We start from the raw sequence: 18,272 nt of genomic DNA on the forward strand, positions 1-18,272 counted from the left end.
TATCATGAAATGAATTGGAGCATGATCAGCAGAAGAGGTTAAGGAGGAATTGGCATGGAAAAGGAAGCGGCGTCCGCCGACAAGCCCAAACGGATGAAAAGCGGTGAAGCTCCCGCACCGGACAAGCCAATGCGGTCAGGCTTTACGACAGGAGCTTGTGCGGCTGCAGTAGCCAAAGGAGCGGTACAACTGCTCATCACGGGCATTCCGCCGAAGGAAGCAGTGATATCGCTGCCCGCGGGCTTCGATCATGCGTTTGAGCTGATTGAGCCTGTGTTGGACGCGGACGAAGCTTCCTGCACGACGATCAAGGACGGTGGCGATGACCCAGATGCTACGCATCAGGCGAGAATTGTCGCGTCCGTTAGCTGGCGCGAGGAGCCGGGCATTGAATTGGACGGTGGCATCGGCGTGGGGCGGGTAACGAAGCCCGGTCTGCCTGTGCCTGTCGGAGAAGCAGCGATTAATCCGGTGCCGCGCCGGATGATTACGGAGGCTGTGACAGGCGTGCTTGAGGAGCACGGATCGGCCAAAGGTGTCCGTGTCGTCATCAGCGTACCGGACGGTGAAGAAATTGCCAAGAAAACGCTGAACGGGCGGCTTGGCATTCTTGGCGGTATTTCCATACTAGGCACGCGTGGTGTGGTCGTTCCGTTTTCCACGTCAGCTTATAAAGCCAGTGTCGTGCAGGCCATATCAGTTGCGCAAGCGATGAATTGCCAGGAAATCGTCCTGACCACAGGCGGCAGCAGTGAAAAATACGCCATGCAAATGTATGATCAGCTGACGGAAGAGGCCTTTATTCAGATGGGGGACTTTGTTGGCTTTGCTATAAAGCATGGGAAACGGCTGGGAATGAAAAAGATTATTCTCGTCGGTATGCCCGGTAAGCTGTCCAAGGTCGCTCAAGGTATCATGATGGTTCACTCCAAGAGCGCTCCGGTGGATTTTGGCTTTTTGGCTGAGGTCGCGCGTGAAGCGGGTGTGGACGAGTCGCTTGCAGCGGCAGTGGCTGAGGCAAATACAGCTACGCAGGTGGCGGATATGATGACCGAAGCGAATGCGCTGAGCTTTTTTGAAAAGCTGTGTACCTATGGATGTCAGCATTGTCTGGAGCATGCAGGTGGTGAAATCGTTGTGGAAATGGTACTGATAACGCTGAAAGGGAACGTGTTGGGGAGGGCGAGAGTCGGTGAGTAAAGTGATCCGTGTCATTGGTATCGGTGAAAATGGAGCGGCAGGTCTGTCGCAGGAAACATTGGAGCAAATTGAGCGTGCGGACCTGCTGGTTGGTGGAGAACGCCAGCTAGGATTTTTCAAGGCAGCCGCAGGGGAAAAACGAACATTAAAGAGCGGCTTATCCGCCGTGGTGGAAGAATTGGGACGGTTGCGTGAGCACAAGGATATTGTCGTGCTTGCGTCCGGCGATCCGCTTTTTTTTGGAATTGCAGGTTATTTGTCTGCCAAGCTGGGGGCGGAACATCTGGATATTATGCCGCATCTTAGCTCGGTTCAGCTGGCGTTTGCGCGTCTCGGTGAAAGCTGGCAGGATGCGGTGCTGGAAAGCGTACACGGTCGCCCGATGATCGGATTGGCGCAGCGGATTGACGGACAGAACAAGGTCGCGCTGTTGACGGACGACCGCAATCATCCCGGTGCAGTCGCTGCCTATCTGCTGCATTATGGCATGACGGAATATGATGCCTTCGTCGGCGAGTATTTGGGCGGACCGGATGAGGTGTATCGGCATTATACGCTGGATGAGATGGCGCAGAGAACGTTCCAACCACTGAATGTGGTTATTTTGCGCCGCCGTAAGGGTGAAAACGTGCCTGCAATTCGGCGGGGATTTGGCTTCGAGGATGCGGAATTTCACCAGCGCAAGCCGGAAAAAGGGCTGATTACGAAGCGTGAAGTGCGCGTATTCAGCTTGTCCGAGCTGCGTCTGACCGAGCGGAGCATCGTATGGGACATCGGCGCAGGCTCTGGTTCTGTAGCGGTAGAATGTGCGCGACTGGCCAAGTATGGGCAAGTATTTGCCATTGAGAAGAACGAAGGCGACCTGGCTAATGTCGAAGCGAACAAGATCAAATTCCGCACCGATTTCCCGGTTATTCATGCCAAAGCGCCTGCCGGATTGGACGAGCTGCCAGACCCGGATGCGGTGTTTATCGGTGGGAGCGGGGGAGAATTGTCCGAGCTGATTCGTCTGTGCGCTTCCCGTCTGCGTAAGGATGGACGAATTGTAGTGAATGCTGCAACGATTGAGACGCTACATGACGGTATGAAGGCGATGCAAACAGCAGGACTCGATACTTCGGTGACGTTACTGCAAACAGCGCGCAGCAAGCCGATTTTGAATATGACGCGTTTTGACGGACTCAATCCGATATATGTCATTACAGGACAGCCGTCGGTGGACGTGGCTGATGAAGTAGCAGGGGAGTAAGCTGGTAATTCAAGAGGGGGAGAGAGACAGCATGAATACGGCGGCAACAGGAACACTTTACGGCGTAGGCGTGGGGCCGGGTGATCCCGAGCTGATTACAGTCAAGGCGTATCGCATGATTCAGGAATGTGCAGTTGTGGCTTATCCGAAGAAACACCGGGGGGGCAAATCGTATGCTCACGAGATCGTGGAGTTGTACGTCAACCCGGAGGAAAAGGAGATGCTGGGACTCATTTTTCCAATGACCAAGGACCCGGTTGTACTGGAGCGGGAGTGGAACAAAACGGTGGTTGCTTGCTGGGAGGCACTGAGTCAAGGCAAGGATGTAGCTTTTGTCACAGAGGGAGACCCCAATCTGTACAGTACCTTTATTCACTTGGCACGACTCATGAAGGATCTCCATCCAGAGGTGCCAATTGTATCTATTCCGGGCATTTCGTCTGTGTTGGGCGCAGCGGCAGCGCTGGAATTGCCTTTGGCAGACGGAGATCAGCAGGTCGGTATTATACCGGCTACGGATGATCGGGAAGCGATGAAGCGGGCAATTGAGAATCACGATACGGTTGTATTTATCAAGGTTGCCAAGGTGTTGGATTTGATTTTGGATGTGCTGGATGAGCTCAATCTTGGGGACTGTGCATCGGTCATTACCAAGGTCACTTCTCCTTATGAAATGGTATGGCGCAACGCACGTGAGCTGCGCGGACAGGAGCTTGAATATTTGAGTTTAATGGTGGTGAGCAAATGACGTTGGAGCCCAAAGTATATATCGTAGGAGCAGGTCCAGGAGACCCGGAGCTGATTACGGTCAAAGGCTCCCGGATTCTACGCACGGCCGATGTGGTATTGTACACGGATTCACTCGTGAACGACGAGTTGATTGCCACGGCCAAACCAGAGGCGCAGGTATTGCAAAGCTCAGGCATGGATCTGGAGCGGCAGGTTGAGATTATGAGCGAGGCTGTGCAGGCTGGACGCAGTGTAGCTCGCGTACATACAGGCGATCCGGCAGTGTATGGAGCCATTTTGGAACAGATGGTGTTGCTGAAGCAGCGCGGAGTAGCCTACGAAATCGTACCGGGCGTCAGCTCGGTCTTTGCTTCTGCGGCCGTGCTGGGTGCAGAGCTAACTGTGCCTGATCTGACACAGACCGTCATTCTGACGCGTGCTGAAGGCCGTACACCTGTACCGGATCGGGAAAAGCTGCGTGATCTGGCTTCCCATCACTGCACAGTGGCTTTATTCCTCAGCGCAACGCTGGCGAAGAAGGTGGTCGTTGAGTTTCTGGCGGCAGGCTGGAGCGAGGACACGCCTGTAGCGGTTGTACAGCGTGCGACCTGGCCGGATCAAAAGATCGTGCGCACGACGCTTGCTCAATTACCCGCCGATTTGCGTGCAGCAGGCATAACGATGCATGCCATGATTTTGGCGGGCTGGGCGCTCGACCCAGAGCTGGTGGACAAGGACGCGCATCGTTCCAAGCTGTATGATAAGTCGTTCACCCACGGCTACCGGAAGGGAGTGAAGCCCGGTGAGTAATCCATTTGCCGCTGTGGCGATCACGAAGCATGGAGTGGAAATGGTCCGCAATCTGGGAGCCAGCTTTCCGGGTACGGATGTGTATTACATGTCCAAATTTGAGCGTGGCGACGAGCAGGAGCGTGGCATTCAGTTGTTCGAAGGCTCGGTCAAGCTGATCTTGCCGGATTTATTTAAACAATATAACGGTATTATTTTATTTATATCTCTCGGTGCAGTGGTTCGTATGATTGCACCAATTTTGGTGGATAAAAAGGTAGACCCGGCGGTAGTCGTCATTGATGATCGCGGGGAGCATGTCATTAGCGTGCTGTCCGGTCATTTGGGCGGCGCCAATGAATTGACCCGCCATGTAGCCGCTGTGCTGGGCGCACGTGCGGTAATCACAACTGCATCGGACGTGCAGGGCACAATTCCGGTGGACATGTTGGGTCGAGAATTGGGTTGGGTGGTCGATAGCTTCGACAAGGCCACTCCCGTGAGCGCTGCTGTTGTGAACGAGGAGCCTGTTGCGCTCATACAAGAGACGGGCGAACGGAACTGGTGGCGTTATGACAAGCCTGTACCTGGACATATCAAGGTATATGCTTCGACGGCAGAAGCATTACAAGAACCGTTTAACGCCGCGTTGGTCGTGAGCGACCGTTTATTGGAGCCGGAGGAAGAGGAGCAACTTCTTTCTAATGGCGTGCTGTACCGTCCGAAAAGCTTGGTACTCGGCATTGGCTGCAACCGTGGGACTGCATTAGAGGAGCTGGAAGCGGGTGTGCTGAACACCTTGCAAGAGCTGCGTTTGTCCGTGAAAAGCGTACGGAATATTGCCACCATTGATTTGAAAAAGGACGAAGAGGGCTTACTTGCCCTTTGCGCCAAATACGGTTGGGAACTGGTGACGTATACTCCGTCAGAGCTGAATACGGTGCAGCTTCCCAATCCATCGGAAACCGTCTTTAAATACACTGGTGCATATGGGGTCAGTGAACCTTCAGCCTTGTTGTCCTCCGGTGCAGACCATTGGCTGCTGGAGAAGAAAAAAAGCGGCAATATGACGTTGTCTGTAGCGCGGGTTTCCTATGACTGACATCATGAAGCAGGCTGTACAGTCTGATCCGTCTGCCGCTACGCGCAGAAGCCGTATTGTTGTTGCCGGAACAGGCAGCGGCGCAGGCAAAACGACTGTTACCCTCGGGCTGATGAAGGCGTTCGCCGACAGCGGCCTGCGAGTGCAGGGGTTTAAATGCGGGCCGGATTATATCGATCCCACCTATCATACGGCCGCGACAGGGACATCTTCCCGTAATCTGGATTCATGGATGACCTCACCGGATACGGTGCGTGAAATCTTTATCCGTGCTTCCGAAGGCGCGGATATTTCCGTGATTGAAGGCGTCATGGGGCTGTATGACGGCAAGGACCCGCTCAGCAATACCGGCTCGACCGCTGAAATCGCCATGCTGACGGACAGCCCTGTATTGCTGGTGGTCGACGTGCGCAGTATGGCACGAAGCGCCGCCGCTATTGTGCTCGGCTTTCAGCGCTTGGAGCCCAAGCTACGCATTGTGGGCGTAATTGTGAATCGCTGCGGCAGCCAAGGGCACTATGGCATCGTCAAAAAGGCGATCGAGCAGGAGTGCGGCATCCCTGTGCTCGGCTGGTTAAAGCGTGATGACGGGCTGGATATTCCTGAGCGTCATCTGGGTTTAGTACCCGCTGTGGAACGCGGCGAGCTGGAGCCGCTTTTCCAACGGGCGGCAGAGCTGATCCGTGCGGGTACGGATCTGGATGCACTGCGGGCATTGGCAGATTCGGCTCCGCCGCCCAGCCCGCCCGAGCACCCATTATTTTCCCTGAATCGGCTTCCATCAGCAGGGCATGAAGCTGATACCGGGGAACGTCCCGTCATTGCCGTCGCCAGAGATGCTGCGTTCAATTTTTACTACCCGGAAAATATGGATTTGCTGCGTCAGGCGGGAGCAGAGATTGTCTATTTCAGTCCGCTGGCGGGAGAACGCGTACCTGAGCAGGCAAGCGGCCTATACCTGGGCGGCGGTTTCCCTGAAGAGTTTGCCGCAGATATCGCTGCAAATACGGGTTTTTTGGAAGATATCCGCAACGCGGTGAGCCGGGATATGCCAGTATTCGCCGAATGCGGCGGTTATATGGTACTGGCACGGACTCTTACGGATCGTATGGGGAATGCCCATCACATGGCCGGAGTTATTCCGTCGGACGTCCGCATGCAGGAGAAACGGGCCGCACTGGGATACCGTGAAGCAACCGCTTTGCAGGATTGCTTACTGCTGAAGGCTGGAGAGACAATTCGGGGACATGAATTTCATTATTCTGTCATGCACTATGACGAATCATCCGCCCCCTACTCTTACGCCTATCAAACCAAGGGAATGCGTGGTCTCCAGAGCGAGGGCTATACGAAAGGGAATCTTTTGGCAGCCTACACGCATGTTCATCTCGCTTCTCTTCCCAAAGCGGCAGCACGCTGGGTGGAACAATGCCGGGCTTACAGTCCATAGTTTTGCAAACGAGTCCACCATTTCATATAAACAAAAAGAAGCCGATTCCCTGAAAGGGGCCGGCTTTTCTAAATTTCAATAGATTTAAACCTTACATGGTATGGAAGCGTATACATTACTTTTTTGGTGGTTCACTTACATGAGCTTTTTCAGCTGGGAAATCCTTCCCTGACTCACGCCAAGCATGGATGCGAGTTGTTTTTGTGAAGATGCTGGATGTTCTTCCATAAGCTCTCTCATTTTCTCCAAAATAACGTCTGTGCGCTGATAAATTTTTTTCATATGCATGTTTTGCTTAAGTGGGGGTGAATGGGTTTCAGTCGCTGTGACCGGAACCAAATCTTCCGTTTTCATCGAGGCCGCACATTCATCGCAGATAAACTGATCTTTAAAATAGGTGTTAGTATCAACCGCACCGCAAAATATACAGTTGGTTGATTTGTACTTACGGAGCATGAGTGTCTGGTCTTCAATAAAAAACTCTAATGGATCGCCGATGTCAATCTCCATCGTCATGCGCAACTCTTTAGGAAGCACAATTCGCCCCAAGCTGTCCAAGGGCCGGGTCATTCCAGTCCTTTTCATTCATGCAACCTCCCCGGTTTTTTAAGATTTATAGAATGTATAAGGTTTGAGGCAATTCTTATCAATTCTATAACCGCAAGCATAAATTTCTTACAAAAAGCGGCCCTTTATTGTTAATCAAGCATGGACGCACTTTTTTTCTTACGAGTATACCATAAAGAGGCCGAATCGCCATCGTTCAGATTTATAAATTTTGAATAAGTTTTAATAAGTTTATTCCGAGCGAACATATATGCTATAATCTTCTGCTAAAGGATTTAATAGGCCGTCTGTAGAATTATTTATATATGCCGTAGCTCGGACAATGATGGCGGTGTTATGGGAAATGAATGAGGGCCAAACAGAATTTTCTGAGCGTTTTGACCCCACAAACAAGAATGAATGACACGGACCCCGCCTTTAAAGTCCTTATATACAAGTCAGGCAAGGAGGATTTATCATGGAAAAAAGAAAAGCATTGTTGTTAGGAGATTATTCGTATCCGGAGTTTCACCCGCTGCAAGGGGTGGACGAAGAGATTAGCCATATTTTACAAGATTGGATGACGGTACAATGCAGTGAAAATCGTAAAATGCTGCTCAAGGAAAATCTAGCCTCATTCGATCTATGCATCTCGTATTGTGATAGCCGTAAGGAGGTTCTGTCTCCTCAACAAACAGCAGGACTGCTGTCCTATGTTAGCGGCGGGGGTGGATTGCTTGTGCTGCATAACGGAATCACATTGCAAGGACGGTATGAAATAGCACAGCTCATAGGAGCGCGCTTCCTGCGGCATCCGGCAGCGGAGCAGCTTTCCTTCAAGGTAACGGAGCCGGATCATCCGATTATGGAAGGAATCGAACCGTTCGAGATGCAAGAGGAGCCATACCGTTTTGATTTTGATCCATTCACTGAAAAAACACTACTGATGGAATACGAGTATGAAGGTCAGTGGTGGCCGGCTGCATGGTCATTGTCCTATGGCTTGGGCCGGGTCGTCTACCTGATGCCTGGACATAATCAGCCAAGTTTCCAGCACGAGGGATACCGTAAGCTGCTGCTTCAGGCTGCTAAGTGGGCTGGACGCTTTCCGGGTTAAACATAGATCATTCCATTCATTGAGGGAGGGGAGCTGCGAGCTTTATGCAGCTCCCCTTTTCAGGTTATACTAGTAGGTAATCACAGGTAGGGGAGGATATATTATGAGCGATTTGTTCAAAAAAGCCATCTCATTGGGGTGGGGCCTCACCGTTGTCAGCAAAGAAAAGGTGGAGAAAGCCGTCGAGGATCTTGTAAACCGCGGAGAACTTGCGCCTTCGGAATCCAAAGCACTGGTCGATCGTCTGATCGAACGAGGGGCAGAGGAACAGGGACAATTCAAAACAGTGATCCGCGAACAGGTTAGCCGCATTTTGCAGGAGCTGGAAGTACCTACCGAAAATGATGTCACAAGTTTGGAGCAGCGTGTGGCATTGTTGGAAAAACAGGTAGCGGAGCTGGAAAAAGAAAAGGCGGCGCTTACGGGTTCGAGCGACGCTGAAGAAGCGAACCGGCTGGATTAAAATGGCGGTTCGTATGAAGCACGCCGGTCGTTACCGGGAAATTGCCATGGCGCTGGCGCGTCATGGCTTTGGCTATATGGTGGAAGAAATGGGACTGTTCCAGCTACTGTCACTGCCTCGCAAGTGGCTGACGAGAGAAACTCCCGAGTCCAAAACGCTAGGTGAACGGATTCGGCTTGTGCTGGAGGATCTGGGGCCTGCATTCATCAAGCTTGGACAGTTGGCAAGCACACGTGCTGACCTGCTGCCGGAGCCTATTATCCGTGAGCTGGTTAAGCTTCAGGATCAGGTACCGCCGTTTTCATCTGAAACGGCGCGTGGCATTCTGGAGCAGGAGCTGGACACGTCATTAGAGGACATACTGGTTCGTTTTGACGATGTTCCGCTGGCCGCTGCTTCGATCGGGCAAGTGCATCTGGGCAAGCTGCACAGCGGCGAAATGGTCGCCATTAAAATCCAGCGTCCTGGCGTTAATCGCATCATTCGGCGAGATTTGGACATTTTGCGGGAACTGACCGCAATGGCAGCCAAGCGCTGGGAATGGGTAGAGCGGTATCAGCTTCGCCAGATGGTAGAGGAGCTGGGGAGATCGCTCATTCAGGAGTTGGATTACAACCACGAAGCCCGTAATACAGAGAAGATTGCGCTCCAATTTGAGCAGGACCCACATATCTATATTCCGAAAATATACTGGGATCATACCTCTTCCCGTATACTGACCATGGAGTTTCTAGACGGAACTCACTTGGGTAGTCGTGAAGAGCTATTACGCCGTGGATATAACTTGAAAGAACTGGCGCAGCGGCTGGTGAACAGCATGTTGCATCAAATTTTTATAGAGGGATTTTTTCATGCCGATCCCCATCCGGGGAATTTACTCGTTCTGAAAAATGGTAGTCTCGCTTATTTGGACTTTGGCATGACGGGAAGGCTGAGCGAAGAGATGAAGAATCATCTCGCTTCCCTCATTATTGCCCTGATGCGCAAAAATACCGATGCCATGGTTCGGTCTATCGCACGTTTGGGGCTGGTCGAACCGGATACCAACCTGAATGCGCTACGTGCCGATCTGGACAAGATACGCGAAGATTACTCAGACGTTCCTTTTTCACAGGTCAGTATTGGTGATGCTTTGAACGACCTGTTTGGCGCAGCGCAGCGCCATCGGATTGGTTTGCCGTCGGACGTCCTGTTGCTAGGCAAGGCGTTGCTGACACTGGAGGGGGTCGTGGAGCATCTGGACCCTGATCTCAGTATTATCGCTTTGGCTGAGCCCTTTGGTAACAGGCTGCTGAAGGAACGCTTCAGCGGTCGTCGTATCCGAGGCAAGCTGCTCGGCGGTGCGACTGAGCTGGTGGAAGCGCTGATGGAACTGCCAGGACAGGCGAGGCATTTAGCCTCGATTATCGGCAAGGGCAAGCTTAAGCTGGAGGTTACTGTGCCGGAGCTGGAAATGCTTCTGCGCAGGCTGGATCAGATCAGCAACCGCCTGTCATTCAGTATCGTGCTGTTAGCGTTCAGCATTATTATGGTCGGACTGATTATCGGTTCATCGCTGAATCATCAGGCGACCATGCTGTGGAATGTACCTGCTATTGAAATCGGCTTTGTTGTCGCTCTCTTAATGGTTGCCTTTTTACTGTATTCCATTTTTAAATCGGGAAGGTTTTAGATACTGACCAGAAAGGAGAGTTATGGATACTCATAAGAAGAACACTGCCCTAATGGATGGTCTCCAAATTGCAGATGTGCCTTGGCACCGCCTGACTACTCCTTATGGTAGGGGCACGGAGTTGCCACAATTGATATCTAACGGGGAGTATGCAGCCATTGCTGCTCTAATAGAGCATCAAAGCACACTATGGCAGGTTACGCCATGGGTGCTACTATTCTTATTGCGTAATATGCATACGAGAAATTTAGATCATATCACGCTGAGTGAGTTGAAGCTGTACCATGCGGTCGTTAGAGCATTGGACATGGAAAATGCACAAGAGGATTCACAGAAGTCTGTGGAATCCCTAACCATGCTGCTGGACGAAAAATATCTATGGTCAGCAGACAGCGATCCAGAAGAAGATGAACTGGAATGGGAAGAGGAAGAAGCACGTGGTTATGATCCGGTAGCTTTTTGGAGTTATTATGACTATAGCTATCGATTATTGAAGCAAGCACTGCCTGACTTTGAGAGTTTACTCCAGCACCATGCAGACTCGGAGATTGCTGGAGCCCTATCGGAGCTTGTACAGGAATTGCGAAAATTTTAAATATAAGAAAACGAATTAAACAAGCTATGAACGGAAACTAATCTTTTGCTAAGGAGTGATTTTAGTGGCAAAAAAATTAACGGATATACATCGAATACGTCTCCTAAGTCTCCTTCGTGATATTGGGTTTGAACCATCAAAAGTTACTATAGAAAATAAACAGGGGGAAACTGAGGTTATTGATTTAGAGTCCCCGTTACCAAAAGGGTTGCAAGCTGTTTTAAATTCTCGAGGCAGTCTAAGCAAGGAGCAATTACTTGAGATCGAAGAGAGTGTTAAACAATCCAGAGAGGATTGGGATTAGATGGGGTATCTATTTGATACGAATGCAGCTATTGCCCTTCATAGACTTGACTCATCTTTGGATAGAGTAATACGACAAGCTGAGAAAGATAAAGAGAATATCTTCTTTTCTGTTATAACTCAGTCCGAGTTTATAGCCGGGTTGCCTACTAATACTGACTTAGATTCGATACCTTTTCTTGGCGGGGAATTTATTGCAGTTAATTCAGAGATCGCAGTTAAAGCGGGGCGTATCAGAAGAGAACAAAAAGATAAGTTTGCAAGAAAGCTCAAGACCCCAGATGCGTTGATTCTTGCGACAGCTATTATAAACCAATTGGTACTGGTTACGGCGGATCAAGATTTACAGTTCGCGGAGTCTGAGTATGAAGTTAAGGTGATCAACTTTAGCAGGTTAGAATCTTAGGAATTGCAAAAATTTTAAATATAAGAAAACGAATAAGATGAAGTAAATGAACGATATTCCAAGGGAATAGATGATTTCTTTCTATAAACAGCCTTTTAACTCATTCGTCTCTGCGAACCCCTTACGTTATAATGATGGACTGAATGTAACGGACCGGGTCGTTTGAGAGAGACGAACTGAATGATAGGAGAGCCTTGGCGATTGGCAGCTGGACGGATGCCCGAAACCACACGGGTTGCGAGTCAACACGCTACTCTCTGTAAATATAGGAGGCTGGAACGAGACAGTATGAATCTTAGACAACAATGGTTCGGTAATATCCGGGCCGATATACTTGCGGGCATGACCGTGGCGCTAGCACTAATTCCCGAGGCGATTGCCTTCTCGATCATTGCGGGGGTCAATCCCATGGTCGGACTGTATGCCTCCATCTCGATGGCTATTGTCATCTCTTTTGCAGGTGGACGTCCGGCGATGATCTCGGCAGCAACCGGGGCCGTAGCTGTACTGGTCGTTGGTCTGGTGAAGGATCATGGCGTGGAATATCTGTTTGCAGCTACCATTTTGGCAGGAATCATTCAAGTGGTGCTGGGTGTTCTGAAAATAGGTCGCTTTATAAGCTTTATTTCACAGCCAGTCATGACCGGGTTTGTGAATGCGTTGGCGATCCTCGTCTTTATGGCTCAGCTTACTCATTTTCATGGAGCCAATTGGATCATGTACGCGATGGTAGCAGGTACGCTGCTCATTGTGTATATATTACCGAGATTTGTGAAAAGCATCCCCGCTCCATTGACGGCAATCATCATCATGACGATCATTACGTATATATTTGGATTGAATGTGAAAACGGTAGGAGATATCGGGACGCTGACCAGTTCGCTGCCTTCATTCCACTTGCCGCAAATTGAGTGGTCGTGGCATACTTTGCGGATCTTGCTGCCGTATTCCTTTACGATGGCACTGGTTGGACTGCTGGAATCGCTGCTGACAGCCAGCATTTTGGATGAAATGACCGAAACGAAAAGCAATAAAAACCGGGAAGCCCGTGGGCAAGGGATTGCCAACTTTGTAAATGGCTTTTTTGGGGGTATGGGTGGCTGTGCCATGATCGGACAATCCGTCATTAATGTCAGCTCAGGTGGAAGAGGGCGTTTGTCCACTTTTACGGCAGGAGTATTCTTGGCCTTTCTGCTGCTCGTACTTGGTGGAGTTGTGAAGGAAGTACCCATGGGCGCATTAGTGGGAGTTATGTTCATGGTGTGTATTGGAACTGTGGATTGGAAATCGCTGCGAAACATTGCCAAGGTTCCCAAAGCAGATACGTTGATTATGGTGGTCACGGTGATCATCGTGGTGGCTACGCATGATTTGTCCAAGGGCGTAATCGTGGGCGTACTGCTAAGTGCTCTGCATTTTGGCTGGAAAATGGCTAAAATCCGTATCAGTACGACTGAGGATCATGAAGAAAAGGTGTACCATGTCAGGGGGCCGATGTTTTTCGCGTCAACGTCTCATTTTGTTGATCATTTTGAACCTTCGGATGACCCGGACCGCGTTGTAGTGGACTTTAGCCATTCGCATGTTTGGGATCACTCGGCGGTTACTGCTATTGGCAAGGTGCTTCAAAAATACAGAAACTCAGGTAAAACTATTACCCTACAAGGGTTAAATGAGGAAAGCCGTTTAATTGTAGAGAAGCTCGGCGGTCCTGTAGTTACAGAGCCACTCGTGTGATGAATCGTATAGCATAAATCAAAGCTTGAAATGAAATTTATTCATTTCAAGCTTTTTTATTTATTTCTGAAATAAAACAACACTTTTCTTTCCTAAACCATAGATAAATATGACAAATTTTCATCAAAGTATTGACGTAATAATTGGGCAGGAATACAATCATTGTTATTAAGCAAAGCAAATACATAGGAATAATTGAAAATTGAAAGGTATGCACATATGAACTTAGACTGGGACTTTATTGTAGAGAGCTTGCCGCTATATGGAGAAGCCATGTGGCTGACGTTGAAGATCGCCTTTTTTGCTATTCTGTTTTCACTAGTCGTCGGTTTGCTATGCAGTATAGTACTGTATTACAAGGTGAAGGGAATTAGCGGCATCATTGTTGCCTATATTGAGCTTTCCCGAAATACGCCGCTGCTTGTTCAGTTATATTTTCTGTATTACGGGTTTACGAAAATAGGTCTGCATATGAGCGAAATGACGTGTGCCATTGTGGGCATGACCTTTTTGGGCGGGGGTTATATGGCTGAGGCGTTCCGTGGTGGAATCGAAGCCGTAAGTAAAACGCAAACGGAATCCGGGCTGAGTCTCGGACTGTCCAAGATACAACTGGCGAGATATGTTATTTTGCCACAGGCTTTTACCATCAGTGTTCCGTCTCTGGGAGCGAATGCGATTTTTCTACTCAAGGAGACCTCCATTGTTGGCGCCATTGCTTTATTAGATTTGATGAATGTGGCAAAAGACCTAATCGGTATGTACTACAAAACGACAGAATCGCTAATTCTGCTGGTATTGGCATATCTCGTCCTGCTTTTACCTTTGTCGATACTGCTGACTTGGGTGGAAAGGAAGGTGCGATATGCTGAATTCGGGGATTAATGTGCTCTTTGAAGGTTCCAATTTCGAGCGTCTATTAGGGGGATTACTCGTTACGCTGGAGATTGCGTTACTTTCCATTATTATCGGTACTCTATTAGGCATTCTGATGGGATTGCTGCGCACCTTACAATCAAGACCGATTCGGTTTGTGCTGAGATTATATTTGGAGACATTCCGCATTATTCCGATTTTGGTGTGGTTGTATGTTGTATATTTTGGATTTACGCCTTTGTTAAATGTGAATATCAGCGGAGAATTGACAGCAATTATCGTATTCAGCCTGTGGGGAGCAGCCGAGATTGGTGACCTTGTTCGGGGTGCATTGGAATCACTGCCCAAGCATCAGGTGGAATCCGGGCAGGCACTGGGACTGACATATGGGCAGTTATACCGCCATGTACTCATTCCCCAGGCGGTGCGCCGAATGCTTCCCGGTTCTATTAATTTGGCGACACGGATGATCAAAACCACTTCATTAGTAGTGCTGATCGGTGTAGTAGAAGTGGTCAAGGTCGGACAGCAGATTATTGAGCTTGGTGTAATCAAAGCGCCCTCGGCATCCTTTTGGGTGTATGGCTTTATTTTCATATTATATTTTCTCGTATGCTATCCGTTATCCAGACTTTCCAAAAGATTTGAACGCAGATGGCAAAATTAGCAGGATGGGGTGGGTGTCATGGGAGAGGCTGTGGAGGTTTTACTCGAAATTCGAGGGCTGCACAAAAGCTTCGAAGACCGAAAAGTATTACAACAGATTAATCTGGACGTAACGAAAGGGGAAGTCGTGGTCGTTCTCGGTCCTTCGGGATGTGGAAAAAGCACACTCCTCCGATGTCTCAATGGTCTGGAACCAGTTCAGAGCGGAGATATCCGTTATAGAGGGCAAGACCTGACGGACAAGAAAGTGAATTGGCGTGAGGTGCGTCAGCATATCGGAATGGTGTTCCAGAACTACGAGCTGTTTCTGCATATGACGGTCTTAGAAAATATATTGCTCGGCCCGCTTAAAGTTCAGCGGAGAAATAAGCAGGAGGCACTTGAGCAAGCGGAGCAGCTATTGGAGCGAGTGGGTCTGCTGGATCGCAAAGATGCGTATCCGAGACAATTATCAGGTGGGCAAAAGCAACGGATTGCGATTGTGCGCGCCCTGTGTATGAATCCGGAAATTATGCTCTTTGATGAAGTCACCGCATCCTTGGACCCGGAAATGGTCAGAGAGGTGCTGGATGTCATGCGAGAGCTGGCCCAACAGGGCATGACCATGATTATCGTGACGCATGAAATGGGATTTGCCAAGTCGGTAGGAGATCGTATCGTTTTTATGGATCAAGGACAGATATGCGAAATGACTACGCCGCAGCAATTTTTTACCCAACCGCAAACAGAGCGTGCCCAGCACTTTCTGGATATATTTCAGTACGAAACGATATGAGCATTTTGCATCAATTCCATGAGCGACTTCCAATCACAATATAGAGATCGACATGCTTCTATTGGTCTCTATATTGCACCCAGAAGCGAAAGAAACCGAATGATGCAAAATGCTGACAAACAGGGGGAGGAATACAGATGAGAAAAGGAATGAAGTTCACGACGTTATTACTGGCTTTGAGCTTGCTGCTTGTTGGTTTGGTGGGATGTGCAGGGGCTGGTAATACCAACGGTAGTTCAGGCTCGGCTAAATTTGCTTCGATTGAGGATATTAAAAAGAATGGCAAGATTCGAATCGGTGTATTTGCAGATAAGCCGCCTTTTGGCTACGTGGATTCGGAAGGGAAAAATCAAGGCTTTGACGTCTATATTGCGAAGCGGTTTGCCAAAGATCTCTTGGGTGACGAGTCCAAGGTGGAATTTGTTCTGGTGGATGCTGCCAGCCGGGTTGCCTATTTGGAATCCAACAAGGTAGATATCATCATGGCTAACTTTACGGTGACCGATGAGCGTAAAGAAAAAGTTGATTTTGCCAATCCGTATATGAAATTATCCTTTGGCATTGTGTCACCTGATAGTGCTCCAATCACCACGATTGACCAATTGAAGGGTTCGGATCAAAAGCTGATTGTCGCAAAAGGAACGACGGCTGAAACCTATTTTACGAAAAATTATCCTGACATCAAGCTGCTCAAATTCGATCAATACACAGAGATTTTCTCAGCCCTCAAAGACAAACGCGGCGTTGCCATTGCCAACGATAATACAGAGCTGATCGCCTGGGCAAAGGCCAACCCCGGCTTTACCGTAACCATCCCGGCCTTTGGTGGTCAAGATACGATTGCACCCGCAGTAGCAAAGGGAAATAAGGAGTTGTTAGACTGGATCAACAATGAGTTGGCAACGTTGGGTAAGGAAAATTTTGTCCATCAAGCCTACAAGGACACACTGACCTCCGTTTATGGAGAAGGCTTTACAGATCAATTGGTCGTAGAAGGCGGCAAAGTGGATTAATCATCATATAAGGTACTTATTAAGCATAAAGAAGCGTTGGGCTTGCTGTCCCAACGCTTCTTTAATATGGGGAAAAGAGGGCTTTAGCAACCTTTTATTTCGTCATGGAAATGCCCTCTTGGCTAATAGTAATCCTCATTCTCATATTATAGTCTCACTGTCTCTCCATTTCATCTTCGGGGATGTATTCTATAATATCAGCAAGAGTAATAGTCCTTGAAAATCTTCGTTGATGGGCAATTCTGTTCAAAGCATCAAGTATATGGACAAGTGTTTCTAATTCAAGTCTTTTGGTTTTGCCATTTACCATATCTATTACAGTAGCCGGACGTATTTTTGCTTCTACGGCTAGTTTATTTCGGGAAATATCAAGTTCTTCTAAAATATCGCCAAGTTTAAAATGATATCTCTCATGAACATTCATGATGGAAAATACTCCTTTATCAGTATAGATTCTAGTCACACGTACTCTGAAATAATGATAACAATTATGCTAAATAACAAGTGAAAAAATATCCCTGCCAGGGGCAGAGATATAAGATGCAGCGGACTATTTTGTGAATGTATCAGTGTTTCTCTGATTCATTATCAGGTATATATTCGAGAACATCATGTAGGGTTAATGGACGACCAGAGAGCCGAATCAGTGTTTCCATCACGGTATTAAATGTTTTAAATTCGATTCGCTTGGATGTATTGTTACACATCTCGTAGATAGTATTGGGTCTGATTTTAGCCTCACGAGCGAGGGCATTTTTAGTAATCCCGATTTCTTGAAGTAATTCTTCAAGTTTGAAAGTAATTCCCATACATACACCTCATTATAGAAATTTAAATAGAAATAGCATTAACTATTGAAGTTTATCTTCAAAGGATATAAAACAACCGCAAAGGTTAATCTTGAAAAGTTATAAAATTTACAAATCTAATCTTTAGTAAAGACCGATTTAATAGATGTGAAGGGAGCTAATCTAAATGAACAAAGGTAATTTTGAAAAAGTAAGTGTCATTCTTGGTCCCTGTGATCTTCCGCATATGTATGAGCTTTTTGAGGGCTATCTAATCAAGGACCGTTACGTCATGATGATCGACAATAGCGTGCTTACTCTTCGACATGTAAAAAAGGAAAGACATCATTCGCATCTATATTTTGATGGCGATACAGGCGGCATCACTCTTGCCAGATATGTACAACGTGAGGACATAGATGTGATTACCGAGTTAGTCGAACGGTTGCGCAACATGGATGCATTAAGTTTTCTTACAGACGAGTTGTTATGGAACACATGTCGAGAAGATATAGACTTTGATTTAGTTCGGAATAAAGGACTATGAAAAAATGGCGAACATAAATTCAGCTTCGAATTTTTGTTCTCGTCTTATTTATATAATGTAACACAGAAGCGTAAAAGGGTGAAATGAACACTGCCGTAATAAAGGTACATATTTCCCCAAATGCTTTTGCATCCTAGTAGATTTAATTATATGCAATAAATATAGCGCCAGGCGGGTTTCGAACCGTTCTGGCGCTTTTATTTTTAGAACTGTATGAGCCAAACTCATATATTCTTTTTATATCATGTG

Annotated in this window: 21 protein-coding genes; 18 read left to right on the plus strand and 3 right to left on the minus strand. The window is 48.2% G+C overall.

All coding sequences use genetic code 11. The features are described from left to right. Positions 1-54: 54 nt before the first annotated feature. From JOD82_RS04495 to JOD82_RS04520, 6 genes are read left to right on the plus strand one after another with little or no spacing between them, the layout of a single operon-like run. Positions 55-1,200 carry a cobalt-precorrin-5B (C(1))-methyltransferase gene (locus tag JOD82_RS04495; protein ID WP_209947753.1) on the plus strand — a complete coding sequence of 382 codons (1,146 nt, stop codon included), beginning with the start codon at positions 55-57 and terminating at the stop codon, positions 1,198-1,200. Continuing rightward, on the plus strand, positions 1,193-2,449 hold the full coding sequence (gene cbiE, locus JOD82_RS04500) for a precorrin-6y C5,15-methyltransferase (decarboxylating) subunit CbiE (RefSeq protein WP_165146037.1): 1,257 nt from the start codon (positions 1,193-1,195) through the stop codon (positions 2,447-2,449). Before JOD82_RS04495 ends, cbiE begins: the two co-directional genes overlap by 8 nt. Positions 2,450-2,480: 31 nt before the next feature. Then, a complete protein-coding gene (gene cobI / locus JOD82_RS04505; RefSeq protein WP_209947755.1) occupies positions 2,481-3,197 on the plus strand; it encodes a precorrin-2 C(20)-methyltransferase in 717 nt (238 codons plus the stop codon). Further along, positions 3,194-3,988: a precorrin-4 C(11)-methyltransferase gene (gene cobM, locus JOD82_RS04510; protein ID WP_160788663.1), complete on the plus strand. Its 795-nt coding sequence runs from the start codon at positions 3,194-3,196 to the stop codon at positions 3,986-3,988. The genes cobI and cobM overlap by 4 nt, the downstream gene beginning before the upstream one ends. Continuing rightward, positions 3,981-5,069 (plus strand): cobalt-precorrin 5A hydrolase, encoded by a 1,089-nt coding sequence (locus JOD82_RS04515; protein ID WP_069010063.1) that lies wholly within the window; start codon positions 3,981-3,983, stop codon positions 5,067-5,069. Before cobM ends, JOD82_RS04515 begins: the two co-directional genes overlap by 8 nt. Continuing rightward, positions 5,062-6,519 (plus strand): cobyrinic acid a,c-diamide synthase CobB, encoded by a 1,458-nt coding sequence (locus JOD82_RS04520; RefSeq protein WP_209947757.1) that lies wholly within the window; start codon positions 5,062-5,064, stop codon positions 6,517-6,519. Before JOD82_RS04515 ends, JOD82_RS04520 begins: the two co-directional genes overlap by 8 nt. 135 nt (positions 6,520-6,654) lie before the next feature. On the opposite strand, the gene JOD82_RS04525 is transcribed toward JOD82_RS04520, so the two are convergent. Then, positions 6,655-7,104 (minus strand): AbrB/MazE/SpoVT family DNA-binding domain-containing protein, encoded by a 450-nt coding sequence (locus tag JOD82_RS04525; protein WP_025721620.1) that lies wholly within the window; start codon positions 7,102-7,104, stop codon positions 6,655-6,657. A 439-nt stretch (positions 7,105-7,543) separates the two neighbouring features. On the opposite strand from JOD82_RS04525, the gene JOD82_RS04530 reads away from it, so the two are divergent. The 11 genes from JOD82_RS04530 to JOD82_RS04580 all read left to right on the plus strand — a co-directional run bounded on the left by JOD82_RS04530 (position 7,544) and on the right by JOD82_RS04580 (position 16,688). Next, on the plus strand, positions 7,544-8,182 hold the full coding sequence (locus JOD82_RS04530; RefSeq protein ID WP_029518581.1) for a ThuA domain-containing protein: 639 nt from the start codon (positions 7,544-7,546) through the stop codon (positions 8,180-8,182). Between the two features lie 103 nt (positions 8,183-8,285). Continuing rightward, entirely contained in the window at positions 8,286-8,645 is a 360-nt protein-coding gene (locus JOD82_RS04535; RefSeq protein ID WP_013312404.1) for a phasin family protein, read from the plus strand. Position 8,646: 1 nt separating this feature from the next. Beyond that, a complete protein-coding gene (locus JOD82_RS04540) occupies positions 8,647-10,317 on the plus strand; it encodes an ABC1 kinase family protein (RefSeq protein ID WP_069010059.1) in 1,671 nt (556 codons plus the stop codon). Positions 10,318-10,339: 22 nt separating this feature from the next. Continuing rightward, on the plus strand, positions 10,340-10,912 hold the full coding sequence (locus tag JOD82_RS04545) for a hypothetical protein (RefSeq protein ID WP_209947759.1): 573 nt from the start codon (positions 10,340-10,342) through the stop codon (positions 10,910-10,912). Between the two features lie 64 nt (positions 10,913-10,976). Next, positions 10,977-11,216, plus strand: coding sequence for a hypothetical protein (locus tag JOD82_RS04550; RefSeq protein ID WP_016822811.1), 240 nt, complete (start codon positions 10,977-10,979; stop codon positions 11,214-11,216). Then, the gene (locus tag JOD82_RS04555; RefSeq protein ID WP_029518578.1) at positions 11,217-11,621 is read left to right on the plus strand and encodes a PIN domain-containing protein; all 405 of its coding nucleotides are present in this window, start codon (positions 11,217-11,219) and stop codon (positions 11,619-11,621) included. 288 nt (positions 11,622-11,909) lie between these two features. After that, positions 11,910-13,358, plus strand: a complete 1,449-nt coding sequence (locus JOD82_RS04560) for a SulP family inorganic anion transporter (RefSeq protein ID WP_029518577.1) — start codon at positions 11,910-11,912, stop codon at positions 13,356-13,358. A gap of 219 nt (positions 13,359-13,577) precedes the next feature. Next, a complete protein-coding gene (locus JOD82_RS04565) occupies positions 13,578-14,243 on the plus strand; it encodes an amino acid ABC transporter permease (protein WP_029518576.1) in 666 nt (221 codons plus the stop codon). Further along, the gene (locus JOD82_RS04570) at positions 14,224-14,901 is read left to right on the plus strand and encodes an amino acid ABC transporter permease (RefSeq protein ID WP_029518575.1); all 678 of its coding nucleotides are present in this window, start codon (positions 14,224-14,226) and stop codon (positions 14,899-14,901) included. Before JOD82_RS04565 ends, JOD82_RS04570 begins: the two co-directional genes overlap by 20 nt. Before the next feature lie 18 nt (positions 14,902-14,919). Further along, positions 14,920-15,675 carry an amino acid ABC transporter ATP-binding protein gene (locus tag JOD82_RS04575; protein WP_209947761.1) on the plus strand — a complete coding sequence of 252 codons (756 nt, stop codon included), beginning with the start codon at positions 14,920-14,922 and terminating at the stop codon, positions 15,673-15,675. A 137-nt stretch (positions 15,676-15,812) separates the two neighbouring features. Then, entirely contained in the window at positions 15,813-16,688 is an 876-nt protein-coding gene (locus JOD82_RS04580) for a cysteine ABC transporter substrate-binding protein (protein ID WP_029518573.1), read from the plus strand. A 154-nt stretch (positions 16,689-16,842) separates the two neighbouring features. Here the strand turns inward: JOD82_RS04580 and JOD82_RS04585 are convergent, their stop codons facing one another. Both JOD82_RS04585 and JOD82_RS04590 read right to left on the minus strand, forming a co-directional pair. Beyond that, the gene (locus JOD82_RS04585; protein ID WP_039271640.1) at positions 16,843-17,112 is read right to left on the minus strand and encodes a helix-turn-helix domain-containing protein; all 270 of its coding nucleotides are present in this window, start codon (positions 17,110-17,112) and stop codon (positions 16,843-16,845) included. 142 nt (positions 17,113-17,254) lie between these two features. Further along, the gene (locus JOD82_RS04590) at positions 17,255-17,497 is read right to left on the minus strand and encodes a helix-turn-helix domain-containing protein (RefSeq protein ID WP_069010056.1); all 243 of its coding nucleotides are present in this window, start codon (positions 17,495-17,497) and stop codon (positions 17,255-17,257) included. Positions 17,498-17,663: 166 nt separating this feature from the next. On the opposite strand from JOD82_RS04590, the gene JOD82_RS04595 reads away from it, so the two are divergent. Then, positions 17,664-18,023 (plus strand): hypothetical protein, encoded by a 360-nt coding sequence (locus tag JOD82_RS04595; protein ID WP_069010055.1) that lies wholly within the window; start codon positions 17,664-17,666, stop codon positions 18,021-18,023. The last annotated feature ends 249 nt before the right edge of the window (positions 18,024-18,272 follow it).

The sequence above is a fragment of the Paenibacillus sp. 1182 genome, from assembly GCF_017833915.1.
In the GTDB taxonomy this organism is placed as follows: Bacteria; Bacillota; Bacilli; order Paenibacillales; family Paenibacillaceae; genus Paenibacillus; species Paenibacillus polymyxa_D.